Origin of the sequence: Janthinobacterium lividum (assembly GCF_011601275.1) — a bacterium.
Taxonomy (GTDB): Bacteria; Pseudomonadota; Gammaproteobacteria; order Burkholderiales; family Burkholderiaceae_D; genus Janthinobacterium; species Janthinobacterium lividum_E.
The window spans coordinates 236,498-260,027 of sequence record NZ_JAAOLY010000010.1; the positions used below are offsets into that span (position 1 = coordinate 236,498).

A 23,530-nucleotide genomic window follows, 5' to 3' on the forward strand; every position below is an offset into this window, starting at 1 on the left:
GGAAACAAACAGAGAAGACAGCAAGTCATTCCTATTCCTATTCCTATAACGGAGACAATCATGATCATTTACGGAACCGCATTACTGGCCCTGTGCCATTTGCTTGGCATCTTCCTGGGCGATTTGCTCGGGCAGCTGATGGGCGTGAAGACCAATGTGGGCGGCGTGGGCATCGCCATGCTGCTGCTGATCTGCGCCCGCCTTTACATGCAGCGCCGCGCATGGCTGCCGCAGATGACGGAGCGCGGCGTCGAATACTGGGGCGCCATGTATATTCCCGTGGTGGTGGCGATGGCCGCGCAGCAGGATGTGGTGGCGGCGCTGCGCGGCGGGCCGGTGGCCGTACTGGCCGCCATCGGTTCCGTGCTGGTCTGCGGCGCCGTGATCTCGCTGATCAATCGAATGGAAAACCCTGCCGCCGCCGAAGCCGACTCGATCCTGGTCAAGGAGCACCGTCATGCTTGAGCTCTTTGAAAAAGCCGCCATCCACAATGGCCTGGTGACGGCCTTCGCCTTTGTCGGCCTGATCATGCTGCTGTCCGTGGCGCTGTCGAAATACCTGACCCTGGGCCGCGTGCACGGCTCGGCCATTGCCATCGTCATCGGCCTGGGCCTCGCTTACTGGGGCGGCGTGCATAGCGGCGGCCACAAGGGACTGGCCGATTTGTCGCTGTTTGGCGGCATCGGCCTGATGGGTGGCGCCATGCTGCGCGACTTCGCCATCGTCGCCACGGCCTTCGAGGTGCAGGCGACGGAAGCGCGCAAGGCTGGCCTGATCGGCGTCGTGGCGCTGATGCTGGGCGTCGTTCTGCCGTTTCTCGTCGGCGCGGGCGTGGCGTATGCGTTTGGCTATTCGGATGCCGTCAGCATGACCACCATCGGCGCCGGCGCCGTTACGTACATCGTCGGCCCCGTCACAGGCGCGGCCATCGGCGCCAGTTCGGACGTCATGGCCCTGAGTATCGCGGCGGGCCTCATCAAGGCTATCCTGGTGATGGTGGGCACGCCCGCCGCGGCGCGCTTTTTGCGCCTGAAAACGCCGCGTTCCGCGATGGTCTTCGGCGGCCTGGCCGGCACGGTCAGCGGCGTATCGGCGGGACTGGCCGCCACCGACCGCAAACTGGTACCGTACGGCGCGCTGGTGGCCACGTTTCACACGGGCCTGGGCTGCTTGCTGGGACCATCGTTGCTGTTCTTTGCCGTCAAGGCGGTGGTGGCCTGATGGACACCTGGCGCGCGCATGATTTGCTGTGGGTGTCCGGCTTGCCGCACGGTGCATCCTTGCCCGCCTGGCTGGACTCTGCGTGGCTGCAGGTGGCGCCCCTGGTGGTGCGGCGCGCCAGCACCGCGCCCGGGCGCATCCCCGTGGGCGTGCGCGGCCGGTTGCGCAGCGAGCGCCATGCGTGCGAAGTCGATGCCGCCGCCGTCGTGCGCCGCGTGACGCCGGAAATGCTGGCGCATGCGCCAGTGCCGGATTTTTCCTGCGCCGCACTGGACGCGCTGCGGCAGGTGGCGCCCTTGCTTGACGCCATGGGCTGGCCTTGGGGGCCGACGGGCGGCGTGGGTTTTGCGCTGGACAGCAGCTTGCCCGTGCTGCGCGCCGACAGCGACCTCGATCTCGTGCTGCGCATTGCCGCGCCACCGGATGCCGCCCAGGCCGAGGCGCTGCGCGCCATCGCCGCCAGTGTCACCGCGTGCCGGCTGGACCTGCAGATCGACACGGGCCAGGGCGGCTTTGCCTATGCAGAGTGGGCGGCGGGACGGGGCAGGGTTCTGCTGAAGACGGACCATGGTCCCGTGCTGACGGCCACGCCATGGGAGCTGGCATGAGCGTCTTGTTTACCTTTCCCGGCCAGGGCGCCCAGACTCCAGGCATGCTGCATGCGCTGCCGGATGACGCGGCGGTGAGGACGGCCCTGGCCGAAGCGGCGGACGTGCTGGGCCACGATCCTTTGGCGCTGGACACGGCTGCCGCGCTGGCGTCGACGCGGGCCGTGCAACTGTGTCTGCTGATCGCCGGCGTGGCCGTGGCGCGTTCCCTGGCCGCGCGCGGCGCGCTGCCCGACATGGTGGCCGGCTTTTCCATCGGAGAGTATGCGGCGGCCGTCGTCGCCGGCGCGCTCGATTATGCGGATGCCCTGCGCCTGGTGGCGCGGCGCGGGCAGCTGATGGCGCAGGCGTATCCCACCGGTTACGGCATGGCGGCCATCATCGGCCTGGACCTGGCGCAGCTCGAACCGCTGCTGGCGCAGGTGCATGGCGCAGCAACGCCCGTGTATGTCGCCAACCTGAACGCGCCGCGCCAGATCGCCATTGCCGGCAGCGAACCCGCCTTGCACGCCGTGATGACGCTGGCCCTGGCGCACGGCGCCAGCAAGGCCAAGCGGCTGGCCGTCAGCGTGCCGTCGCATTGCCCGTTGATGGCGGCTGCCGCCAGCGACATGGCCGCCGCCTTCGATGGCGTGTTTGTCCGTCGCCCATCGCTTGTCTACCTGAGCAGCAGCGCGGCGCGCGCGCTGTTCGACCCGGCCCGTATCCGCGACAGCCTGGCGGCCAACATGGCGCAGCGCGTGCAGTGGGCCGCTACCTCGCGCCTGGCGTGGGAGCGGGGGGCCAGGCTGGCGCTGGAAATGCCGCCCGGCAGCGTCCTCACGCGCTTGACGGCGCCCGACTTCACGGATGGCGTGGCCGTCTGCTGCGACGGCAACCGCAGCGACAGCCTGCTGGCGCTGGTGAGGCGGGAGCGGGGCGCCGCCGCGCCTTAGAGCCTGGCGCTCAGTCCAATCTGGAAGCCACGGCCCGGCAAGGGCGCGATGTATTTCAGTGGAGAGTTGTGCGGCCTGGCATCGTCATCGAGGAGGTTGGTGCCGCTGACGAACACGTCGATGCCTGCAAACGGCGAATTGGGCACTTGCAGTGCGCGGCTCACCTGAAAGTTCACCATGGTGTAGCCGTCGAGCGGCACTTCCTCGCTGACACTCTTGCCCAGGTACTTCTGTTTGTCGTACCAGGTGCTGGAAAGCCTGGCCTTCCACCCCTTGTTTTCCCACAACACATTCGCGCCATAACGGTTGGTGGGCATGTTGGGCAGGTAGGCGCCGTCGTTGTGCGCGCGCAGCTTGTCCGGATTGTCCGCCTTGTTCTTGACCAGGTCGGCAAATGCGGAGAGGTTCAGCTTGCCGTAGCCGCCAAGCTGAACGACTTGGGAGGCGTCGATTTCGAATCCCTTGACCGTCGTATCGGTCTGCTTCCAATATTTTAATGGCAGGCGATTCGCCGTCTGCAGTCCCGAGTGGCCAAGATACAGAAAGTTTTCATACTTCATGACGTAGCCGGTGGCGGACAGCTGGAAGCCGCGATGGCCGAACAATCCGGTAAGCTCGGTATTCCGCGCGCGCTCGGCTTTCAAATCCTGGTTGCCTTCTTCCTGGGTCATGATCGAATAGTGGCGGTTGCTTGCATATAATTCATTGACGTCGGGCGCTCTTTCCGATGAGGCATGGCGCAGCTTCGCACCGAACAGCTGGCCAAGCTTGGCCGAGGCCCCCAGGCTATAGCTGTTCAGGCTGAACGACCTGTCCTCGAGTTTGGCATTTTTCGCATTCCTCGACGTCTTGAATCCGCTCTTGCGGATGTCGTGCTCGACTTTTTCATGGCGAAAACCCGCATCGAAGGTGGCCCAGCCGGCGTCGAGGCTTTCCTTGACGAACAGCGCGCTGCTGGCCGTGCTCGCATCGGGAAGGTAAAGCTGTGGCCCGCTGCCGGTGATGTCGCGGGATTGATGGCTCAGGCCAAGCAAGCCGTTCAAGGGGCCCGCGCGCCGGTGCGCCAGCAGGAGCTCTGCTTGATTGGTGTCGAAGCGGTAGTCATTCGCCTTCGCCGCTCCCAGGCGTTCTCCCGACGTATTGTTCAAGCGGGACACGCGCAGTTGCGCGCTTTCAATGTAGGCGACGGGGTCGAGCAGCTTGGCTTCCAGCGCATATTTATCCTGGCTGATCACGACGCCGACGGGCAACCCCTCGTCATAATTCGATCCGAAAGACTTGTTTTCCATGGAAAAGCCCGGCACGCCATAGTCGCTGTTCTTGGTGTCGAGGCTGACGGCCACGTAGCCTCGATCGAAAAAGTAGGTGCTGCCGACGGCAAAGTGTGCATTGCTGGCATGGCTGTTGCCCAGGGTGCCGTGGTAGTCGGGGGTCACGTCCTTGTTGATCTTGTTCTGCACCGTCTTTGGCGTACCGGGCACGTAAGCGGGGTTGGGGGGATTGACATAGGTCTTGCGCTGCCAGACGGACGTCCGCTGATTGGTATAGAAGGAAAAATCGCCGTCCGCCCAGTCCGGATTTTCCGTCATGAACTGGTCGATAAACGGTTGCGAAGCCTTGTTGTAGACCTGCTGGATCCTCGCCTCTTTCTGGCAACTGTCGGCCAAAAAGCTATTCACGCCGCCCTTCGAAGGGAACAGCTGGCTGTTGCACACGCCGGCCTTGCTGTTGCCGGGAATATCGTAATGCCCGATTTTCTGGAAGGACATTTGCAAATTCGTCGAGAAATGTTTGCCATCGTTGAAATTCATGCGCAAGCCTTGCGCGTCGGCATCGTTGAAGCCTTTGCGCAGCACCAGCTCCAGATCTTTCTCCTTGCCCTCCATCTTCCTGGAAATGAGGCCGGAATCGACGTCCACGCTGCCGCCGATCGCATTGCCGCCGAAACGTACGCTGTCGGACGATTTGTTCACGCTCACGCTGCGCGCGAACAGCGGGTCGAACGGGATGTTGATATCGCCGCTGAGCGCATTCATGCCGAGGATGGACTGGCCATCCTCGAGAATTTGCACGCGGCTGCCACTGAGGCTGCGAATCACGGGGGCGCCGGCATTCGGGCCGAAGGCGCTGCTTTGCACGCCCGATACATGCTCGAGCATGCCGCCCAAAGTCCTGTTCTGGGCTTGCGTATTCTCGACGATGACGACGCTGTCGATGCTGGAAGGCCTGTCCGCGCGGACTTTGATGGTTTGCAGGGTGACGTCGTCCGCCGCGTAAGCGAGCGGGGAAGTGGACAGCATGGCGGCTGCGAATACATGATGGCGCATAGGACTCTCTAAAAGGCGAGTGGGGTGCTGGCGCTGGACGCAGGCGCAGCGCGGAGGTGTAAATGCAATTGAGTTGCAATAATAGCTTGCGCCCAATGTTATTGCAAATAAACTGCATTAGTCGAGCGGAAAGCGCAGCACGGACAGCCGGCATGCGCCGGCTACCGTGTAGCAAAGTGAGGAGGTGGGTTGGCGTTACGCGTTGCGCGTGTGCGCCGCAGGCTGAAGGAGTCCGCCTGCGCCCCTGTGGAGCCGCTACTTCAGGTGGATTGCTGGGGCTTTTTCGCCTGCAGCCGGCGGGAACGCCGTTTTCTTTCCCAGATGACGATGCCCGTCACCGACAGCATCGCCACCATGACACCCATGAAAGACATCATGATGCGTCCCGGCATGCCGAGGATGCGGCCCGAGTGCAGCGGGAATTGCAGTTGCACGAAGACGTCGGCGGCCGTGCCTTCCCATGGTTTGTGCTGGCCGATGATGCTGCCGTCCATGCCGTCGACGTACAGGTTCGACAAGCCCATGCCGGCCGCGCCGAATTCATCGGCGGGATCAAAAAATGAGACGTTATAGAACGAGTAATTGCCGCCGTAATAAATGCCGCCTATGGGCGCTGTGATGCCGCGCTGCACGGCCTGCTTTTTGGCGATGGCCACGGCTTGCTCGAAACCGATCGCGGGCGTGATATACGTGCCGTACGGCGCCGGCGTCTGCGTTTCGTACGGGCCCGGCGTGGTGGTCGAGACGAGCGACATGACGGGATAGAACACTTCGCGGTACAGGTTCAGCGAGAACGACGTGAACGCGACGACGATGATGATGGCCCACACCCACAGGCCGCCCGCGCGGTGCAGGTCAAAATTGAGCTTGTAGCCGCCGGCCGCCCAGCGCACCACCCATGACGGTTTCCAGCGCTGCCACCAGCCGGCGGCGTTGCGGTGGCGCGGCGTTTCATCGTGCGCGCGCGGGCGCAGGCGGCGCGGCGTGGTGAGGTAAAACGCCACCATGCTGTCGAGCAGCCAGATGAGGGCCACCATGCCCATCAGCCAATAGCCCCAGCGGTCCGTGCCCCAGAAGGCGGGCACGTGCAGGCTGTAGTGCAGGTGGCGCAAGAACGGCATCAGGCTGCGGCGCGACAGGGAAATGGCCGTCGAATCGCGCGTGCCCGTGATCTGCGCCGTGACGGGGTCGATGTAGACGGTGTTGTAGTCGAGCACGAACGGCTTGTTCGTGGCGGGGTCGGTAAGCGGACGCACCATGAAAGCGGCCGCATGGCCTTCTTCCAGGCCCAGGGTCATGTAATTGACTTCCACGCGCGGATCGGCGGCGGCCACTTTTTGCGCCAGCACGAACGGCGGCTGCAGGGGGCCGCGGCCCGGCGTTTCCATGATGTCGGCGTTGAGCCATTCATCCAGTTCGTGGTCCCACGACGTGACGGCACCCGTGAGGCCCGCAACGATGAGGAAGAGGGCGATGGTGAGACCAGCCCAGCGGTGTATGACAGTCCAGAAAGCGCGCATGCGGTACAAACCTTCAACATGAAACCGGCTTGTTGCCGCCAGCGGACGCCATGGTGGCGCACAGTAAGAACCAGGCACGGGCCTGGTATTTTGATAATGGGAATCGTTCTCATTATCCGTCGTGACGTGGCGTTTGTCCAGCGCCAATGGTGTTGCCCCGGGTCAAATGGCGCATGCTAAGATGCTAGCAAGAAGCTAATTTACATTCCACATGGAAATATTCAAGGTTGAAGCGGCATGCGTATAGAAGATCGGAACAATGTCCGCGTGAACGAACGCAACGATGCGCCGCTGGCGGGCGCGGCAGCCACCATGGTGTTCATGCATGGATTTGGCTGCGACCAGACCATGTGGCGCTACCTGGAACCCCTGTTTCGTCCGCACTACCGCACCGTGCTGTTCGACCTGGTCGGCAGCGGCGCTTCCGACCTGGACGCCTATGATTTCGATCGCTACGCGCGGCTCGACGCGCATGGCGCTGATTTGCGCCAGGTCATCCATGCCGTTGGCGGCGGTCCCGTGATTTGCGTCGGCCATTCCGTCAGCGCCATGAGCGCCTTGCTGGCGACCATCGCCGAGCCGGACCTGTTCGCCGCGCAAGTCATGCTGGTGCCGTCGCCATGCTATGTCGACGATGCGGCGGCCGGCTACCGGGGCGGCTTCAGCCGTGCCGATATCGACGACTTGCTCGGTGCCATGGACAGCAATTACCTGGGCTGGTCCGCCAGCATGGCGCCTGCCATCATGGGCGCGCCCGGGCAGCCGGGGCTGGGAGACGATCTTGTGAACAGTTTTTGCCGCACGGACCCGGCCATCGCCCGGCATTTCGCGCAAACCACGTTTTTGTCCGACCACCGCGCCGTCTTGCCACACAACAGCACGCCGGCCCTGATCGTGCAATGCAGCGACGATTTCATCGCGCCACCGTCCGTGGGCGAGTACTTGCGCGAGATGCTGCCGCGCAGCAGCCTGCACGTGGTCGACAATGTGGGCCATTGCCCGCACATGAGCGTGCCCGATGCCAGCTACCGCGTCATCCGCCGCTTTCTCGACGGCCTGCACCTGTAATGCGCGACACGATGCCTTCCTTGCCTGATACCAATACCTTGTTCCAGCACGCCGCCTGCGGCTTGCTGCTGTGCACGGCCGACGGCATCATCGTGCAGGCGAACGCCACCTTTTGCGGCTGGCTCGGCTATGGCGCTGCGGAATTGCTCGGAAAAAAGAAACTGCAGGACTTGCTAACCATCGGCGGGCGCGTATTCCATCAGACGCACTGGCTGCCTTTGATGCAGGTGCAGGGCAGCGTGTCGGAAATCCTGCTCGACATGCGCCAGCGCCAAGGGCAGTCGATCCCCATGCTGTTCAACGCCGTGCGCCGCGTGCACGAGGGCGTGCGTTATGACGAGATTGCCGTCTTTGTCGCCAGCGACCGACGCAAATACGAGCAGCAGCTGCAACTGGCGCGCAAGGAGGCTGGCGAGCTCAACGAGCAGCTGGCGGCCGCCGACCGGCGCAAGGACGAGTTCCTGGCCACCCTGGCGCACGAGCTGCGCAATCCGCTGGCGCCCATGCGCAATGTGCTGGAAGTGCTGCGCCTGACGCAGCTGGATGATCCGCAGCTGCGCTGGGCCCGCGACGTGCTGGGCCGGCAAGTGGGCCACATGACGCACTTGGTCGACGATTTGATGGAAGTGTCGCGCATCACACGGGGGCGCCTGGAACTGCGCCGCGCCAGCGTGGAACTGGCCCCCGTGGTGGAAGCGGCCCTGCACAGCGTGGCGGAGCTGGCGGCGCAGTCCGGCCACGAGGTGCACGTGGAGCAATGGCCGCAAGCCATCTGGCTCGACGCCGACGCCACGCGCCTGGGGCAGATGGTCGCCAACCTGCTGACCAACGCCGTCAAATACACGCCTGCCAACGGCGTCATCGGCCTGGAAGTGGCGTGCACGGACAACGAAGTGCACATTACCGTGCGCGATTCGGGTATCGGCATCGCGCCCGAGCACCTGGACAAGGTCTTCGACATGTTTTCTCAGCTGGAGCCGGCCCTGTCGCGGGCCCAGGGCGGCCTGGGCATCGGCCTGTCGCTGGTGCGCGGCCTGGCCGAATTGCATGGCGGCAGCATCAGCGCGCACAGCGATGGCGTCGGGCTGGGCAGCACCTTCACCTTGCGCCTGCCGCTGCCCGCCGTGCCGCTGCAAGCGCCGCCCGAGCCCAACCGCCGCTTGCTTGCCGGCACGCGCGAGGGCAAAGTGCTGGTTATCGACGACAGCGCCGACGCGGCCGAAAGCCTGGCGCTGGCGCTCGACATCCTCGGCTACGAAGTGCGCACGGCCTACGACGGCCCGGCCGGCATGGCGGCCGCGCAAGTTTTCATGCCGCAAGTCATCCTGCTTGACATCGGCTTGCCGGACATGAACGGCTACGACGTGGCGCGACTGTTGCGCAGCCAGGCCTGCGGCCAGCACGCCATCCTCGTGGCCGTCACTGGCTGGGGCCAGGACAAGGACCGCCAGATGGCATCCGATGCGGGATTTGATCTGCACCTGACCAAACCTGTGGATTTTTATGAGCTCGATGCGGTGCTGCAAAAGATGCTGCGGGTGGGGTGAGGAGGGCATCAGAAAAATGAAAGGCATGCAACAACTGACAGAACTTGAAATCGCCGTTTTCCAGCTCCGTATGGGACTTGGCCATGCCGACCGCTGCGTGGACTGGGCCGTGGAACGCCTGCGCCTGGATCAGGAAGGCGACGACCTCGAGGTCGTGCTGCTGGCCAGCGCCCGGGGTGTTGACGAGGTGCTGCCGCTGGCCGACGTGATCATCGAGCGCTACCGTGGCGCGCAGCGGCTCGATCAGCAATTTCTGGCTGGCAAATACATTGTCGAGTTGCGCTCAGCTTATCTGGCAGGGAGCGAAAGCGTGTTGTCGCTCGATGCCATCCTGACCCGCCTGTACCCGGCGCTTTGCTATCCCGACTGGCTGGTCATGCTGAGCCGCAATTGTGAATACGCGACGGACGTGGCCGATTTCGAGCAGCCGTTCGAAGATGAATTTCAGTATGTCGCCAGCCTGTGGGCGCAAGCGGAGAGCCTGGCCGCGTTTGAGAGCGCATACAGTCGCGAGACGTCGAACCGGCATGATGCGACCGGCGTTTCAGGTAGACCTCTGACTGTCCCATGAAAAAAATCGATATTTTTGTCTGTTCCGATACAGAGATGCGCTCATGTGCTAGCTGGCAGGATGCCTTCGACTCCTTTCCTGTCACCGGCATCACCTTGCCTGGGGAGCTGGATTTTGCGTCGTTGGGGCAATTGTTGACGCACTCGACGGCGCCTGTCCTTAGGTCTGTGCCTATTCTGGGGGGCGATCTGTACGTGTTCAGCAGTGCAATAGGGCAGGCGCTCGACCGGATAGCGGCCGACGACCTGGCCGATATCGCGGTGGCGTGGGCGCAAACCGCGCCATGGGCTGGGCTGGAAGTCAATCCCGTCGATCTGGCAGGATTCCTGATGGAGTTGAAAGCGAACTGGCATCGATCCGCCACGCCGGATAAAGCCTTGTTTCTGTGGCTGGACGCTTGATGGCAAGTACCTGGCCGGGCTTGGTCACCGTATAATTTGCGCAAATCATTTTGCCGGGAATAACGTGCAACACAAAACCATAGGGCTCATCGGCGGCATCGGCTGGGCCTCCACCCTGGAATATTACCGCCTGCTCAATGAAATGCTGGTGGCGCGTATCGGCCCCGCGCATAGCGCGCGCATCATGCTGGTCAGCCTGGACCAGGCCGATTTCGTTGCGCACGCGGCGCAAGCCGATTCGCACGCCATCGAGCAATTCCTGGTCAAGGAAGGGCGGCGCCTGCAAGGCATGGGCGCGGATTTCTTCCTGCTGTGCGCGAATGGCGCACACCGCTTCGCGCCAGCCGTTGTGCCGGGGATCGGCTTGCCTTTCATCAGCATCGTCGAGGAGACGGCGAAGCGGGTGCAGCAGTCGGGCTTGCGCAAGGTCGGCTTGCTGGGCGTCAAGCAGACCATGGCGGGCCGCTTTTATCACGACGCGCTGGAGCAGTTGGGTATCGCCACGGTGACGCCCGATGCGGCCGACCAGGAAGTCGCCCACGACATTATCTACAAGGAGTTGGTACAGAATATTGTTACCGACGCCAGCCGGAAAGTCTTCCTGACGATTATCGAGAAACTGCGGCTGCAAGACGTGCAGGGCGTGATTCTGGGCTGCACGGAGATTCCATTGCTGGTCAATCCCGGCGATGTAGACTTGCCGCTATTTAATACCACGGCGATTCACTGCGAGGCGGCGGTGGCGTTTGCCATCGAGCACTAGACGAGCGGGCAGTGAGCGGCCACCTGAACAGGCCGCCGCTCACTGAACGGATTAGGCCGGCTGCGCGCCGCCCACATTGCGGCTGCGGTTTTCCACCAGCACGGAAATACCGAGCACGACGATGCCGCCGCAGGCCAGCATGGCGCCGACCCAGCCCGTCGAGCGCAAGCCCATGCCCATGGCGATGGCGATGCCGCCGGCCCAGGCGCCCAGTGCGTTGGCGATGTTGAAGGCGGAATGGTTGAGTGCTGCGGCCACGGTTTGCGCGTCGCCAGCCACATCCATCAAGCGCGTCTGCACGGCGGGAGCGACGGCGATGCCGGCGCCGATGGCGAACAGGTTGATGGCCGTCAGCCACACATTGCTGCTGGTATAGGTAAATGCGGCCAGGGCGGCCACGTTCCACAGCAGCACGCCGAAGATGGTCCACAGGCGCGAGCGGTCGGCCAGCCAGCCGCCGATCAGATTACCCACCGTCATGCCGACGCCGATGATGGCCAGCAAGATGGAAATGACGAGGGGCGACACTTTCGTGATTTCCAGCAAGGTTGGCGTAATAAACGTGTAGACGGCGAACATGCCGCCAAAGCCGATCGCCACCATCAGCAGGGTCAGCCACACCTGCAGGCGGCGGAACACGCCCAGTTCGCGGCGCGGGCTCGAGTCGCCGGCGGCCACCATCGGTACGAAGATGCGCACCATCAGCATGGTCAGCAAGCCCAGTGCCGCGACGAGCAAAAAGGCCGAGCGCCAGCCCAGGGTCTGGCCGATATACGTGGCCAGCGGCACGCCGAAGATATTCGCCACGGTCAAGCCCATCAGGACACGGGCCACGGCCTGGCCCCGCTTGTCCGGTTCGGCCAGGGCGGCCGCCACCAGTGCCGCCACGCCGAAATAGGCGCCGTGCGGGATGCCGGCGACAAAACGCGCCACGACCAGCAAGCCATAGTTGGGGGCGATGGCGCTGAGCAAGTTGCCGCCAGCGAACATCAGCATCAGACAGATCAGCATCAGCCGGCGCGGCATGCGGGCCAGGAAGATCGTGATCAGGGGTGCGCCGACGACCACGCCCAGCGCATAGGCGCTGATCATGTGGCTCATCTGCGGCAAGGTCGTGCCCAGGTCGTCGGCCACCACGGGCAAGATGCTCATGGAGGCGAATTCGCCCGTGCCGATGGCGAGGCCGCCGATGGCCAGGGCCAGGTCGGCATAACCAGCGCCAAAAGGCGCGGTGACGCGCGGAATCAATGGGTCTACGGAGGCGTGCATGTTCTTGTTAGTTGGGTAAAGAATGACAGGATGGAGAGGCGTGCTGTGGCCCGGCCGGAAGTGGCAATGCGCCACCGGAGTCGACGGCTGGCCGGTATTTTTGGACTACAAGAACTGCCCAAAGACAACATTATAAAAGATTCGGGCAAGCTTTGCTGGGTGATGGCCAAAATCTGCTGCACTGCACACAACCGCGATTGCTCTTGTTGTTAACGATAACACGGAATCTGCGCGATTCCGCCACAGGGCAGGCGAAGAAACGCTGGCTGTGGCGGAAATGGTCTTTGTGGCTTATTACTTCGTCAATGATTGCTGCAGCGCTTCCAGTCCCGCCACGTAGATGCCGTGGAACAGGTCTGTCACTTCCTGCTCGCTCACGCCGACAGAGGTGAAGCGGCCTGACCAGGTGACCCGGGCACCATCGCGGTCCGCTAGCGGCTCGACTTGCAGGGTAGACAAGTAATCCGTGGCGGGAAACGGCGCCTGCAGAATGGAATAGCTGTAGCTGCGCGCCGCATTGTCGTACGCTTCCAGCTGCTCGACGATGACGTCGCCGGCCGGATTGGCCAGGTGGCGGATGCGGCCCCCGTCGCTGAGGGTGCTGCTGGGAATATACGGCAGCCAGTCGGGCAGCGAGTTGAAGCCGCCGATCAGTTGCCACACTTGCGCCGGCGTGGCGGCGATGTCGATCGAGGTGGTGGTATGGGCCATGGTGAATTCCTTGTGTATATTATTAGAGAGTGCTGCCGGGCAGCGGCGCGAATGCCGACACCAGTTGCTCGGCGCGCATGTCTTGCCAGAAGGCGGCGGGGATGACGCTGTTCAATGCTTGCTGGTCTTCGGCCAGGCGTTCCGGACGGCTGGCGCCGGGGATCACGGCAGCCACGGCAGGATTGGCCAGCGAGAATTGCAGGGCGGCCGCCTTGACGCTGACGCCGTGGCGCGCGGCAATCGCCTTGATGTTTTCGACTTTGGCAATGATTTCGGGCGACGCTTTCTGGTACTCAAAGTGCGCGCCACCGGCCAGGATGCCCGAACTGTAGGGACCGCCGACGACGATATCGACGTTTTGTTTGGCCGCGGCAGGCATCAATCGCTGCAGCGCCCGTTCATGGTCGAGCAGAGTGTAGCGGCCGGCCAGCAGGAAGGCGTCGGGCTGGGCTTCGGCCAGGTCCAGGGTCAGTTCCAGCGGCTCTACCTTGTTCACGCCCACGCCCCAGGCTTTGATGACGCCTTCTTCGCGCAAGCGGGTCAGCACACGGAAGGCGCCAGTGCGGGCTGTTTCAAATTGCGCCAGCCAGTTGTCGCCGTGAAAATCCTGGGCGATGTCGTGTACCCAGACGATGTCGAGGTGGTCCGTATCCAGGCGTTTCAAGCTGTCTTCGATCGAGCGCAGGGTGGCGTCGGCCGAGTAGTCGTCGACGATTTTGTTCTTGCGGCCAAACTCGAACAAGCCGCCTTTTTCGCCCAGTTCGCGGCTTGCCGGGTCTTCCAGTTCATCGAGGATGAGGCGACCGACCTTGGTGCTCAGTACGTAGTCGTCGCGGCGGCGCTGCTTCAGGGCGGCGCCCAGGCGCAGCTCGGCCAGGCCGGCGCCGTAGAACGGGGCCGTATCAAAGTAGCGGATGCCCGATTCCCAGGCCGCGTCGACAGTCGCCAGCGCTTCCTGCTCGGGAATGTTGCGGAACATATTGCCCAGCGGCGCCGTGCCGAAACCCAGTTTGCCTGTCAGTAAGTGTTTGATACTCATGATGTTTTCCTTCAATGTGTGGATCAGTGAAGACAGAATAGCTGGACAAGTTAAGCCTGTCCAAGACATAATTGGCGTAACTTGAGTCCTGAAAGGTCTGATATGCTGGACATTCGCCAATTGCAATACTTCATCGCCGTGGCCGAGGAAGAACACGTGGGGCGCGCCGCCGAGCGCCTGCATATTTCCCAATCGCCGCTGAGCCGGCAAATCGCCCAGCTGGAAGACAGGCTGGGTTTGACCCTGTTCGAACGCAGCGCGCAGCGCATCCGCCTGACGCGCGACGGCCATACTTTTCTCGCCGAAGCGCGCGCTTTCATTACTCACGGGAATCGCCTGGAGGCGCTGGCGAAACGCCTGGGACGGGGCGACGAGGGCGGCCTGTGCATCGGCTACATCGAGAACGCCATGCATGCGGGCGTGTTGCCCGATGGCTTGCGCGCCTTGCGCGCCACGCGCCCGCAAGTGCACATCGCCCTGTACAACCTGCATTCGGCCGAGCAAATCGAGGGCTTGCGCCAGCGCAGCCTCGATATCGCGCTGCTGTGCGAACCGCCGCTGCCGAACGACCCGGACCTCGATTGCGCGCAAGTGCTGAGTGACCCCATGCTGCTGGCCTTGCCGGAAACGCACCCACTGGCGCACAAGGCCGAACTGACGCCGGAGGACCTGGCGGGCCAGGAGTGGATTGCCGTGCTGCACAAGGAAAGCGTGCTGAAACACGATAACTTCATCGCCGCCTGCGCGCGCGCCGGTTTTACGCCCGATATCCGCATGGAAGCGACGGAACCGCTGACGGCGCTGGGTTTGGTGGCGGCCGGGCTGGGCATGGCCATGATCCAGCACAGCCTGCGCCAGCACGCGCCGGCCGGCGTGATCGTGCGCGCACTGCCGTGGTTCAGCTATCGCACGCCCTTGTGGCTGGCCTGGCACAAGGTCAACCTGCGTCCGCTGGTGGGGATTTTCCGTGAAACCTTGCTGGAGCAGGCCAGCGGTGTGGCCATGCCGGAGCAAAAAGACGTATAAATAAGGCAATCATCTGTGGGGAGATTGCCATGTTCGATCTGGATGTGCCGGTGTGGGAACTGGTGGCGCGCGCCGTCATCGTCTACCTTGCCTTGCTGCTGATGGTGCGCATGACGGGCAAGCGGACGGTGGGGCAATTCACGCCGTTCGACTTGCTCGTCGTCATGCTGCTGAGCGAGGCCGTATCGAATTCCTTGTCCGGAGGCGACGATTCCGTTCCTGCCGGCCTGGTACTGGCATTGACCCTGATCTGCCTCAACATGCTGATCGCATGGCTGAGTTCGCGCAGCCGCAAGTTCGCCGAGCTGGTCGACGGCACGCCCGTGCTGCTGGGGCGCGACGGGCAGATTTTTGAGGATGTCGTCAAGAAATGCCGGGTGGCCGGCGGCGATGTGGAGCAGGCGCTGCGCGAGGCTGATTGTCCCTTGCAGGACATGAAATGCGCGTTCCTGGAAGCGGACGGCAAGATCACCATTTTGCAAAAGGCGGGGTAGCGGCTTGCCCATGCTGCGTTTCCTTCCGCCGTGCGTCGCTTGCCGTCTGTGTGATTCCTGCCGCCACGGCGAGCCAAGGCGGCAGGGCAGGCTTACAGCGTGGTCTGCCGGGCAGTTCGCAGCGGAGGCGGGGCCATGACAGGCGTCTTGGCCAGCTGTGCTTTCAAACTTGCAAATAGCGACCAGCAGGGGATGGCCATCTTCTGGACCTGTTGCGCCTGCGGGCCGCCGGGCAGCTTGCTCCACGGCCCCACGTTGAGGCTGCCATCCTTGATATTGATGCTGTAGAGGGCTGTGTACAGGGCTGGCGTATCGGTCGCGATGTAAGCGACTTCTCCGCCACGTTGTGCAGGTGTGACGGTGCGTGTCGTGATGCTGGCGAACAGGGTGCCATCCTTGCACGGCGACAGCGATTGGATGCCGATCAGCGGCGGGTAGGGAATCCTCGTCTGGGTGTATCTGTCCCACCACGTTTTGCCCGGATGGGTATGCGTGTCGCCGATTAGCGCTTCGGGGATATGGCTGATCCATCTGGGCGATTTGATGATGCCGCGTATACAGCTGATGACCGAGGCGTGCGTGGCGCACGCCAGGCCCATCGGCCCGAAAACCCAGACGTAGTAGGGATCGACATCGATACCGGTGTAGCTGCCCCACGGCGCTGGCACGTAGCAGCGCGTATTTGACTGGTCGACGTAAAGCTCGCCGGAAGCGGCAAGGGCGCCGTACATGATGGAGTTGTAATGGTCCGTCCCTTGCAGGAGGGCAGGCAGCATGGCCGCTCCGTCCGGGTCATCCGGCAATGTCGCGGGCGGATGGGTGATGGCGCGGATGTTGACGACGCCAGCCTTGGTCGCCGGCTGCCAATTTCCGGCCTTCAACTCTCCGCTGTCATTCAATTGATGCAGCTTGATGGAACCTTGCCTGCCTTCATTGCGTGCCGTGTAGACGAACGATGCGTGGCTGTCGTCGGGGGACGGCAGCGCCCAGACGTCATGGAATTTATCACCAGATACTTCTTTCATGCCCGACACTTCAATCGTGGCCGGGTCCATCCAGCCATGTTCCATGTCGCCGTTATCGGATGCGCTCCAGTGCTGGCAGAAGAAAAGGTGATAGCGCGGCTTCAGCGAGCCCGCTTCCGTCTTTGGCATCGTCATGGCGAAGCGGCGGCCACGATTGCCGTAGCCGATCTGAAAAGGCTTCCATTCGCCGGTCCGCGTGACGTTGCTTCCCGTCGCGGCGTAGAGGTTCTTGCTCATGTTGGTGCCGAGGTGAACGAACAGGCCCCGGTCGCGGGCGACCGGTTCGATCGCCTTCAGGCATTCCAGCATCTGGGTGTTGCCGTCGTTCCACAGCTTGGGCAGCGCCTCCATGTCCGCTTCGAGCCGTATCAAACGGTCGTAGATCGCGTCATACTCGTGCGGCGTGTTCTTGTAGTCCGGATTTCGAATCGAGGCCTGCTCCAGCTGCCGCCCCACCATTTCATGGTCGACGAGGGACTCCAGCAGTACATGGGCGAGTAGCGCATCGGCGTAGGTTCGGCAGAAAACGCCGAGGATTTCCGGCCATTTCTCCAGGTCCTGGGTTTTTTCGTCCTTCAGCCATTCGGCGGTCATCCATTTATCGTATAAAACGGAAATAATAGTAAACGCATTATTTATTGAAATAATGCAACTATCGAGACATTTATGCACCTTCACTCGGTTCTCCACCGTGTTCAAGGGCGTCGGCAGAATTTCGGACAGATCCAGTTTGATGCGGCCTATGGTGGCCATATACTGATCAACCGCACTGCCATTGGCCTTGACTTCACGCAGTTTTTCATCCGCGTTCAACCCTTTCATCGCCTCGATGATCTGATCCTTGAGAGAAGGTTGCTTTGGCCCGAAATAGGTGAGCAATTGACCGACAATGCTGAACAGGGCGCCGAAGACCGCGCCGTACGGACCGGCGCCGGCTGACAGGCTGCCGATCAGCTGCATGCCAGCGGCGCAGATATCCATGATGGCGGCGCTGCCGTTGATATAGTCGCCCGACTTGAAGGCGCTGGCTGCGGACAGCACGCCCTTGACCATATTGGGCAAGTTCTTGTTGATGGCGTCCGTGACGTCCTTTGCATATTTCTTGGCATCCGCGCTGGAATTCTTGTCGGCCAGGATGCGTTTTGCCCCTTCATACTCCGCCTGCATTTTCCGCGTCGCCGCCTCGAATGCCCTTGCTTGGGCGGGGTCCATGCTCGATTGCGCGTGCAAGGCCATCAATTCAATCTGTTTCTTGAGGAAATCGAGATCGGGATCCAAGTTATCATCCTTTCAATGTGGCATCGATACTGCTTGTATAAAGGCAAAATATTGCATTCATACTAATCTTGGCGTCGAGGTGCGCAAGCTGTATTTGCATGACGGCAGCCATGCTGATGGCGAGGATGGGGAATCACTCTGATGTCATTCGGAGACGGCAGGCGCAAGGAATTTCTGATCCCATGGAAAATATTGACACGCAGAATATGAAAGCGACTATGCCTACGATAGTTGCCGGGCGCGCACGGGCGCTGCCAGCTTCGTTTAGATGTTCTTGCTGCTTTTCAGGTGCAGGGGCAACCACCACCACATGCAAATGATGAGTGACCCCATCAGCACGCCGGCGATGATGCCGGCGATGTGGCCGAACACTTCCGACATCACCAGGTTGGTACCTAAAATAAACGCCAGCGCCAGGGAAAAAGCACCGCACATCATGATGCGGTCGGCCACGCGCTTGAAGCGTTCACGGTCTTGCAGCGGGCGCATCACGCGGTGCTGGATGGCTGGCGCGCTGAGCAGCACCAGGCTGGTCATGGACAGGAAAAACGTCAGCAGGAAAACGACTTTTTCCGCCTGCACGATCTTTGCAAAACCGCCGTTGAAAGGCAGGATGATAAGGAAGGCCGTCAGCATCTGCGCGCCCGGCAAGAGGATGCGCAATTCGCTGAGCAGGTCGGACAAGTCGCCTTCGTCGCCTGGCTGGCCATCTTCATCCTGGTGTGGCGTTTGTGGCATGGGGCAGTCCTCGTGGTGGTGATGGCGCCAGTCTACGCACAAGCGACCAGGCCGACTGTGGGCGGGCGCACCTTCAGACGCATTGCGTCAGAACCATTGCGCGTAGCGTTGGCGCAGCCGCCACAGGGGCGTCGAGACGATGGCCGTGGCGCTGTGCGAGGCGTCGTGGCCGCAATGGCCGCAGCTATGGCGCCGGTGCGGCGCCAGCGCGAAGCTGCCCAGGTCCAGGTGCGGGTGGCCGCAGCGGGCGCAGTCGCTGCAGTCCAGTGGCGTGCCCGCCTGCAAGGCGGCGGTGAACGCTTGCGCGGCGGGCGGCGTGATGTTCAGCTGCACGACGTCGGGCGGGAACAGGCCGGGCAGGGCGCGGCAATCGATGGCCAGCGCGGCCGCGTCGCGCGCCAGCAGGGCGCCGCCGTCATCGGCCCTGGCGCGCAGTTGCAGCAAGCCATCGGGGGCCAGGGACAAGGTCGTGGCGTGAAACTGGCTGGGGTCGAACAGCGCCGGATACAGCAGGTAACCCATGGGGCTGGCGTGCTGGCGGCAACGCATCCGCCGCGTTGCCTGCCAGTCGGCCACGTCGGCCTGCGTGCCCCAGTAGCATTGGTGCGTGCGGCACCAGTGGCGCGCCGCACCATTGCGGAACTTTCCGGCTGGCAGCAGATCGCACACGATGATGGCGTCTTCGCCCGCGCCGGCGCGAAAGTGGCCCGTGATGTGCTGGGTGGTGACGGCAAGGTGGCCCGTGCTCGCTTGCAGGGGCCAGCAGATGCCGGGCAGGGTCAGCGGCGTAGCCAATGAGGCCTCTGCAAGGCTATCGGCTTGCCAGCCGATAGTGGCCCGGAATGAAAAAACCCGCCGTCTCGGGCGGGCTGTGCTGACGGGAATGCCTGCGGCATGGCCCGGTTTATTCTTCCGTATCGGCCAGGGTGACGATGGCGCGCGCCCACTTCGAGTATTTCAGGTTCGCCAGATCGCGCACGGTCTTGACATTGAACGCCTGCTTGAGCAGCTCAGCATCCTTCTCGCTCACGCCTTGCAGCGCATCGACGGGTGCATCAGCGATTTCCTTGAACGTCTTTTTTTCGTAAGCCTTGTCTACCGCTTTATTGATGTTCATGTGTTGATACTCCTCAGTAAGTGGGAAAATTAATTCTACACGTTTTTGCAAACTGTCAATTTACGCTTGCAAGTTGGGCCGAACTAAATATGATGGAGGTGGATGCCTCGACAGTGAGGCGATCTGTGCGTTCGCCTCGGAATTGTAATTATAGCATTTTTATTGTTCATAGTATAATGATTTCCATGGCGCAGAATGGTCTGCGTCCATGCCGGACGCCGCAGTCATGCGGCACCAATCGATAGCGTTCAGGAGAATACGATGAGTTTGCTAGATCAACTTGCAGGACAGGCGATGAGCGCTTTGGGCAACAAAAGTGCTGACGGGGAAGCCCCATCGGGATTGATGGCCAGTGTGATGGACCTGGTCAACCAGCATGGCGGCTTGCCCGGCCTGCTGCAGAAATTCCAGGAAAGCGGCCTGGGCGACCAGGTGGCCAGCTGGATCGGCACGGGCGCCAATGCGCCCGTCTCCGGCGAACAGATCAAGGATGCGCTCGGCAGCGACACGATCAGTCAGATCGCGGAAAAAGCGGGCGTCGCACCGGACGCGGCCTCGGGCGGCCTGGCCGCCTTGCTGCCCCAACTGATCGACAAACTGACCCCCGACGGTCAGGTACCGGAAGGCAATGACCTCGTCAGCCAGGGTTTGAATATGCTCAAGGGCAAGATCTTCGGTTGATCAGCCGATGCCACAACCAAAAACCTCGCAGCGATGCGAGGTTTTTTTGTTTTAAGCGGCGGCCATCATGCCGAAATATGGCTGCTCGGCAGTCAGCCTGGCCGTACTCCCCTCGACTAGATACGAGCAATAGCGGCGCCGCTCGGCGATGCCGCCGCGCCGTTCCATCAGTTCGCCCAGCATGGCGACGGCGTCGGTGGCCATCTTTTGCACGGGCTGGCGCAGGGTGGTGATGTCGTAGCTGAGCCAGCCCGATGCTTCCAGCGCGTCGAAACCGGCCACCGACATTTGCAGCGGCACCTCGATGCCCATCTGGTGGCGCGCCGTGTCCAGGCAGCCGATGGCCATGATGTCGTTGCCGCAGATGACGGCGTCGGGTACGCGGCCCAGGCGGTCGATGACCTTGCGCAAGCCGCGTCCGCCGCTGGCGTAATCGTAGTTGCCGCTGACGACGATGGGCGCGGGCAAGCCCAGGGTCAGCAGACGGTCCAGCATGCCGGCCTTGCGTTCCTGCGCGACGGCCGAGTCGCCGGGGCCGTCGATGATGGCGAACTGGCGGTGGCCCGCTTCGGCCAGGCGCGAGACGAGCAGGCGCGCAGCTTCGCCCTGGTCGCACAGCACGGCGTGCACGGCGTGCTCGCGCGGGCTGCGGTTGAACAGCACCAGCGGCACGTCGCGCCGGCCGAATTCAGCCATCTGCTCGTCCGACAGGCAGGCGGCCACGACGGCGCCATCGACCTGGTATTGCCACACGTCGCACAAGACCTTGCCGATGTCCGCTTCGCGCTCCAGGGTAAACAACAAAAGACGCTTGCCCTGGCGGGCGATTTGCTGGCTCAGGTCGGACAATACTTGCGGATAGTACAGATTGGCCAGGTTGGAAATAATGACGGCCACCAGATTCGAGCGGCGCGTGATCAGGCTGCGCGCGGCCGCGTTGGGGATGTAGTCGAGGCTGATGGCCGCTTGCATGACCTTGGCGTGGGTGGCTTGCGAAACGCTGGCGCCCGGCTTGAAGCAGCGCGAGACGGCCGATTGCGACACGCCGGCCAGCAAGGCCACGTCATACGAGGTCACGCGCCGTCCGTCGCCGGATACGGGGCGGGTGGCGGTGCTGGGTGTCCGGGCTACAGTATTCTTTTTTCGCATATTGGTCTGGCAAGCAACCTGTCTCAAAGTATTCCTGCAGGCCCGGCCGCTTGTGGCGGCCTGGGCGGGAAAAATGAGCATAGCGAAAATATTTCCATGTGGCAAGACTGTTTTCTTATCCATGTTGCAAATAATTTGATCTAATGGCAAGTGGTATGCCTGCTCCTCAATCGGGACTGTCGCAGGGGCCGCTGCCATAGGGGCTGATGCGTCCTGGCGGGTCCACGCGGCGGGCACTGAAGTCGCTGGCCAGGGCGGGTAAGGGCAAGTCCGCCGCGGCGCTCGCTTCCGTGCCGCTGACGGTGCCCCGCACCGTCAAAGCGACATGCACCCAGGAACCATAGTTGCGCGGATAGCTGACGGTGACGGCAGCCATGCCCAACGCGTCGCTCAGGCCGCTGGCGCTGACGGTCAGGGGGATGCCCGGGTCGAGCACGCCATTGCCATTGCGGTCGTAGGCAGCGTCAAAAATGCCATTACGCAGCACGTCCTCGTTGGCGCAGAGGTAATTGGGCAGGGCCAGGCGCCAGACGCCCGTGTCGGGGAACTCGGGCTTGTCCGCCTGCCACACGTAAGATCCCTTGGCATAGCGGCTGGGCCAGGCGGCGGCCGTGATGGCGACGCCGGGCACGGCGTTGCCGGCGCTGTCGGAAACGAACACGGCAAAGTCCTTTTGCAGCACGCTGGCCGAATATTCGCGCAGCAGGCTGCCCGTGCCCAGCTTGATCGACAGCGCTTGCCGCGCCACTGTCAGGCGCACGAGGGCCGTGGCCGCCGCTTGCGGGGCGCCCTCGATGCGGGCCTGGATCAGCACGCCATCGCGGCCGCTGTCGGCCGGTCCCGCCACGTACTCGGCGCGCGCCAGGCCGTCGCTGCCCGTCAGCACGCGGCCCGCTTGCCGCAGGTAGCCGCCGCTGGGGTCGCTCAAGATGGTAAACAGCACGGGCGCGTTCTTGACCAGGTTGTTTGCCGGGCCGTCGCGCACCACGGCACTGATGATGCTGGCGTTGTCCGCCGAGGTTGCCGTATTGGCACGCAGCACGGCGGGGTCCGCCTGCACGGCCAGCTTGCTTGCGCTGCTCAGGGGCGCGACGAATTCCAGCCGCGTCTGCGCCGTGGGACCACCCGCCACGGCGGCCGTGATGGTGGCCACGCCCGCGTTGGCCGATTGCACATAGCTGCGCGGCAAGTTGCCATTGCTGAACATCAAGCTGGCAGGCAAGGCCTGGCTGCAGGCGCTGTCCGCAAACAGGCTGCCGCGCGAGGTCGACAGGCTGGCGCTGCCCGTTTGCGCCACGCCCGCCTTGTCGTAGCGCGTGTCGATGGGCTGGCACGCCAGGGTGGCCACTTCCGCCAGCACGTCCGCGCCGTTGGCGTCCTGGCGCACGTCCGGGCTCAGGCGCAGGTCGCTGCCCGCCACGGCATACGCTTGCGTGGCGGCGGCGCCCAGCGCGCCGACGGAGACGGCATCCTTGCCCAGGCTGCCTGCGGTCAGGCGCAGCACCAGCTGGCCTTGTGCATTGCTGAGCGCCGCGCCGCCATCCTTGACACGCACGCCGTTGCCGGCGCCCGTGCTGTAGGCGATGGCGGCGCCGGCAACGGGTTTGCGCGCCGAGTCGCGCACGGTGACGGTGAGGTCGGCGCCCTGGCCCAGCATCAAGGCGGCCGGCCCCAGCACTTCCACGGTGCTGCCCGTGACCGCTACCGTGCCCTTGCCGCTGCGCGTGCCGACAGTGGCCGTCACGGTGATGCTGCGGTTGCTGTTGGCGCCTCCCGTGCCCAGCAGGGCGCGCGCCTGGCCGTTCTTGTCCGTCACGGCATCGACGCTGCCGAGGATGCCGGAATCGCTAGCGAAGTAAATCTTCGCGTTGGGCAAGGCGAGGTTGGCGCCATCCTTGACGAGGGCCGTGACGGCCACTTCACCGCCGGCCAGGCCCGCCGAGGCCAGTTCCGTGCTGGAAAACACGAGGTTGACGGCGCTGGCCAAGGTGGCCGGCTCGGGCGGGGTGACGGGCGCAATCACGGGTGGCGTCACGGGCGG

The 23,530-nt window shown here is 63.1% G+C and carries 23 protein-coding genes; 12 read left to right on the top strand and 11 right to left on the bottom strand.

The window, feature by feature from the left end; translation table 11 throughout:
• Positions 1–60: 60 nt before the first annotated feature.
• The 4 genes from madL to mdcH are packed head-to-tail and all read left to right on the top strand — an operon-like array spanning position 61 to position 2,765.
• Positions 61–465 (top strand): malonate transporter subunit MadL, encoded by a 405-nt coding sequence (gene madL / locus GYK42_RS17070; protein ID WP_166448455.1) that lies wholly within the window; start codon positions 61–63, stop codon positions 463–465.
• Positions 458–1,222, top strand: coding sequence for a malonate transporter subunit MadM (madM, locus tag GYK42_RS17075; protein WP_035818466.1), 765 nt, complete (start codon positions 458–460; stop codon positions 1,220–1,222). The genes madL and madM overlap by 8 nt, the downstream gene beginning before the upstream one ends.
• On the top strand, positions 1,222–1,830 hold the full coding sequence (locus GYK42_RS17080) for a malonate decarboxylase holo-ACP synthase (protein ID WP_166448456.1): 609 nt from the start codon (positions 1,222–1,224) through the stop codon (positions 1,828–1,830). The genes madM and GYK42_RS17080 overlap by 1 nt, the downstream gene beginning before the upstream one ends.
• On the top strand, positions 1,827–2,765 hold the full coding sequence (mdcH, locus tag GYK42_RS17085) for a malonate decarboxylase subunit epsilon (protein WP_166448457.1): 939 nt from the start codon (positions 1,827–1,829) through the stop codon (positions 2,763–2,765). Before GYK42_RS17080 ends, mdcH begins: the two co-directional genes overlap by 4 nt.
• On the opposite strand, the gene GYK42_RS17090 is transcribed toward mdcH, so the two are convergent.
• Positions 2,762–5,065 (bottom strand): TonB-dependent receptor, encoded by a 2,304-nt coding sequence (locus GYK42_RS17090; RefSeq protein WP_240943625.1) that lies wholly within the window; start codon positions 5,063–5,065, stop codon positions 2,762–2,764. The genes mdcH and GYK42_RS17090 overlap by 4 nt on opposite strands.
• Positions 5,066–5,352: 287 nt before the next feature.
• Entirely contained in the window at positions 5,353–6,612 is a 1,260-nt protein-coding gene (locus GYK42_RS17095; protein ID WP_166448459.1) for a PepSY-associated TM helix domain-containing protein, read from the bottom strand.
• Between the two features lie 237 nt (positions 6,613–6,849).
• On the opposite strand from GYK42_RS17095, the gene GYK42_RS17100 reads away from it, so the two are divergent.
• From GYK42_RS17100 to GYK42_RS17120, 5 genes are all read left to right on the top strand, one after another.
• Positions 6,850–7,680 (top strand): alpha/beta fold hydrolase, encoded by an 831-nt coding sequence (locus tag GYK42_RS17100; RefSeq protein WP_166448460.1) that lies wholly within the window; start codon positions 6,850–6,852, stop codon positions 7,678–7,680.
• Positions 7,681–7,691: 11 nt separating this feature from the next.
• Positions 7,692–9,227 carry a hybrid sensor histidine kinase/response regulator gene (locus tag GYK42_RS17105; protein ID WP_240943626.1) on the top strand — a complete coding sequence of 512 codons (1,536 nt, stop codon included), beginning with the start codon at positions 7,692–7,694 and terminating at the stop codon, positions 9,225–9,227.
• 25 nt (positions 9,228–9,252) lie between these two features.
• On the top strand, positions 9,253–9,798 hold the full coding sequence (locus GYK42_RS17110) for a hypothetical protein (RefSeq protein ID WP_166448462.1): 546 nt from the start codon (positions 9,253–9,255) through the stop codon (positions 9,796–9,798).
• Positions 9,795–10,199 carry a hypothetical protein gene (locus GYK42_RS17115; protein ID WP_166448463.1) on the top strand — a complete coding sequence of 135 codons (405 nt, stop codon included), beginning with the start codon at positions 9,795–9,797 and terminating at the stop codon, positions 10,197–10,199. The genes GYK42_RS17110 and GYK42_RS17115 overlap by 4 nt, the downstream gene beginning before the upstream one ends.
• A gap of 64 nt (positions 10,200–10,263) precedes the next feature.
• Positions 10,264–10,962 (top strand): amino acid racemase, encoded by a 699-nt coding sequence (locus GYK42_RS17120; protein ID WP_166448464.1) that lies wholly within the window; start codon positions 10,264–10,266, stop codon positions 10,960–10,962.
• Between the two features lie 51 nt (positions 10,963–11,013).
• Here the strand turns inward: GYK42_RS17120 and GYK42_RS17125 are convergent, their stop codons facing one another.
• The 3 genes from GYK42_RS17125 to GYK42_RS17135 all read right to left on the bottom strand — a co-directional run bounded on the left by GYK42_RS17125 (position 11,014) and on the right by GYK42_RS17135 (position 13,981).
• On the bottom strand, positions 11,014–12,231 hold the full coding sequence (locus tag GYK42_RS17125) for an MFS transporter (RefSeq protein WP_035818476.1): 1,218 nt from the start codon (positions 12,229–12,231) through the stop codon (positions 11,014–11,016).
• 294 nt (positions 12,232–12,525) lie between these two features.
• On the bottom strand, positions 12,526–12,942 hold the full coding sequence (locus tag GYK42_RS17130; protein ID WP_166448465.1) for an SRPBCC family protein: 417 nt from the start codon (positions 12,940–12,942) through the stop codon (positions 12,526–12,528).
• Positions 12,943–12,964: 22 nt separating this feature from the next.
• Positions 12,965–13,981, bottom strand: a complete 1,017-nt coding sequence (locus GYK42_RS17135) for an aldo/keto reductase (RefSeq protein ID WP_166448466.1) — start codon at positions 13,979–13,981, stop codon at positions 12,965–12,967.
• 102 nt (positions 13,982–14,083) lie between these two features.
• On the opposite strand from GYK42_RS17135, the gene GYK42_RS17140 reads away from it, so the two are divergent.
• The gene (locus GYK42_RS17140; RefSeq protein WP_166448467.1) at positions 14,084–15,007 is read left to right on the top strand and encodes a LysR family transcriptional regulator; all 924 of its coding nucleotides are present in this window, start codon (positions 14,084–14,086) and stop codon (positions 15,005–15,007) included.
• Between the two features lie 29 nt (positions 15,008–15,036).
• Positions 15,037–15,501 carry a DUF421 domain-containing protein gene (locus tag GYK42_RS17145; RefSeq protein ID WP_166448468.1) on the top strand — a complete coding sequence of 155 codons (465 nt, stop codon included), beginning with the start codon at positions 15,037–15,039 and terminating at the stop codon, positions 15,499–15,501.
• Positions 15,502–15,593: 92 nt separating this feature from the next.
• Here GYK42_RS17145 and GYK42_RS17150 read toward each other — a convergent pair whose 3' ends face one another.
• From GYK42_RS17150 to GYK42_RS17165, 4 genes are all read right to left on the bottom strand, one after another.
• Positions 15,594–17,804, bottom strand: coding sequence for a hypothetical protein (locus GYK42_RS17150; protein ID WP_166448469.1), 2,211 nt, complete (start codon positions 17,802–17,804; stop codon positions 15,594–15,596).
• Positions 17,805–18,068: 264 nt separating this feature from the next.
• Positions 18,069–18,542 (bottom strand): DUF6328 family protein, encoded by a 474-nt coding sequence (locus GYK42_RS17155; RefSeq protein WP_046685099.1) that lies wholly within the window; start codon positions 18,540–18,542, stop codon positions 18,069–18,071.
• 87 nt (positions 18,543–18,629) lie between these two features.
• Entirely contained in the window at positions 18,630–19,337 is a 708-nt protein-coding gene (locus GYK42_RS17160; protein WP_166448470.1) for a hypothetical protein, read from the bottom strand.
• Positions 19,338–19,446: 109 nt separating this feature from the next.
• Positions 19,447–19,659 (bottom strand): hypothetical protein, encoded by a 213-nt coding sequence (locus GYK42_RS17165; protein WP_046685101.1) that lies wholly within the window; start codon positions 19,657–19,659, stop codon positions 19,447–19,449.
• 294 nt (positions 19,660–19,953) lie between these two features.
• Here GYK42_RS17165 and GYK42_RS17170 point away from each other — a divergent pair, with 294 nt between their 5' ends.
• Entirely contained in the window at positions 19,954–20,340 is a 387-nt protein-coding gene (locus GYK42_RS17170; RefSeq protein ID WP_058050394.1) for a YidB family protein, read from the top strand.
• 51 nt (positions 20,341–20,391) lie between these two features.
• Here the strand turns inward: GYK42_RS17170 and GYK42_RS17175 are convergent, their stop codons facing one another.
• On the bottom strand, positions 20,392–21,417 hold the full coding sequence (locus GYK42_RS17175) for a LacI family DNA-binding transcriptional regulator (protein WP_346768108.1): 1,026 nt from the start codon (positions 21,415–21,417) through the stop codon (positions 20,392–20,394).
• Positions 21,418–21,655: 238 nt separating this feature from the next.
• Positions 21,656–23,530, bottom strand: a 1,875-nt coding sequence (locus tag GYK42_RS17180; protein ID WP_166448472.1) for an Ig-like domain-containing protein, incomplete at its 5' end; no start/stop codon positions are given.

What these genes read in the sequence shown, in the direction of transcription:
- GYK42_RS17095 (WP_166448459.1), bottom strand. Translation starts at nt 6,612, where the DNA reads ATGCGCGCTTTCTGGACTGTCATACACCGCTGGGCTGGTCTCACCATC.
- GYK42_RS17135 (WP_166448466.1), bottom strand. Translation starts at nt 13,981, where the DNA reads ATGAGTATCAAACACTTACTGACAGGCAAACTGGGTTTCGGCACGGCG.
- GYK42_RS17080 (WP_166448456.1), top strand. Translation starts at nt 1,222, where the DNA reads ATGGACACCTGGCGCGCGCATGATTTGCTGTGGGTGTCCGGCTTGCCG.
- GYK42_RS17145 (WP_166448468.1), top strand. Translation starts at nt 15,037, where the DNA reads ATGTTCGATCTGGATGTGCCGGTGTGGGAACTGGTGGCGCGCGCCGTC.
- GYK42_RS17140 (WP_166448467.1), top strand. Translation starts at nt 14,084, where the DNA reads ATGCTGGACATTCGCCAATTGCAATACTTCATCGCCGTGGCCGAGGAA.
- GYK42_RS17105 (WP_240943626.1), top strand. Translation starts at nt 7,692, where the DNA reads ATGCCTTCCTTGCCTGATACCAATACCTTGTTCCAGCACGCCGCCTGC.
- madL (WP_166448455.1), top strand. Translation starts at nt 61, where the DNA reads ATGATCATTTACGGAACCGCATTACTGGCCCTGTGCCATTTGCTTGGC.
- GYK42_RS17090 (WP_240943625.1), bottom strand. Translation starts at nt 5,065, where the DNA reads ATGCTGTCCACTTCCCCGCTCGCTTACGCGGCGGACGACGTCACCCTG.
- GYK42_RS17100 (WP_166448460.1), top strand. Translation starts at nt 6,850, where the DNA reads ATGCGTATAGAAGATCGGAACAATGTCCGCGTGAACGAACGCAACGAT.
- GYK42_RS17130 (WP_166448465.1), bottom strand. Translation starts at nt 12,942, where the DNA reads ATGGCCCATACCACCACCTCGATCGACATCGCCGCCACGCCGGCGCAA.
- GYK42_RS17125 (WP_035818476.1), bottom strand. Translation starts at nt 12,231, where the DNA reads ATGCACGCCTCCGTAGACCCATTGATTCCGCGCGTCACCGCGCCTTTT.
- madM (WP_035818466.1), top strand. Translation starts at nt 458, where the DNA reads ATGCTTGAGCTCTTTGAAAAAGCCGCCATCCACAATGGCCTGGTGACG.
- GYK42_RS17110 (WP_166448462.1), top strand. Translation starts at nt 9,253, where the DNA reads ATGCAACAACTGACAGAACTTGAAATCGCCGTTTTCCAGCTCCGTATG.
- GYK42_RS17165 (WP_046685101.1), bottom strand. Translation starts at nt 19,659, where the DNA reads ATGAACATCAATAAAGCGGTAGACAAGGCTTACGAAAAAAAGACGTTC.
- GYK42_RS17115 (WP_166448463.1), top strand. Translation starts at nt 9,795, where the DNA reads ATGAAAAAAATCGATATTTTTGTCTGTTCCGATACAGAGATGCGCTCA.
- mdcH (WP_166448457.1), top strand. Translation starts at nt 1,827, where the DNA reads ATGAGCGTCTTGTTTACCTTTCCCGGCCAGGGCGCCCAGACTCCAGGC.
- GYK42_RS17155 (WP_046685099.1), bottom strand. Translation starts at nt 18,542, where the DNA reads ATGCCACAAACGCCACACCAGGATGAAGATGGCCAGCCAGGCGACGAA.
- GYK42_RS17170 (WP_058050394.1), top strand. Translation starts at nt 19,954, where the DNA reads ATGAGCGCTTTGGGCAACAAAAGTGCTGACGGGGAAGCCCCATCGGGA.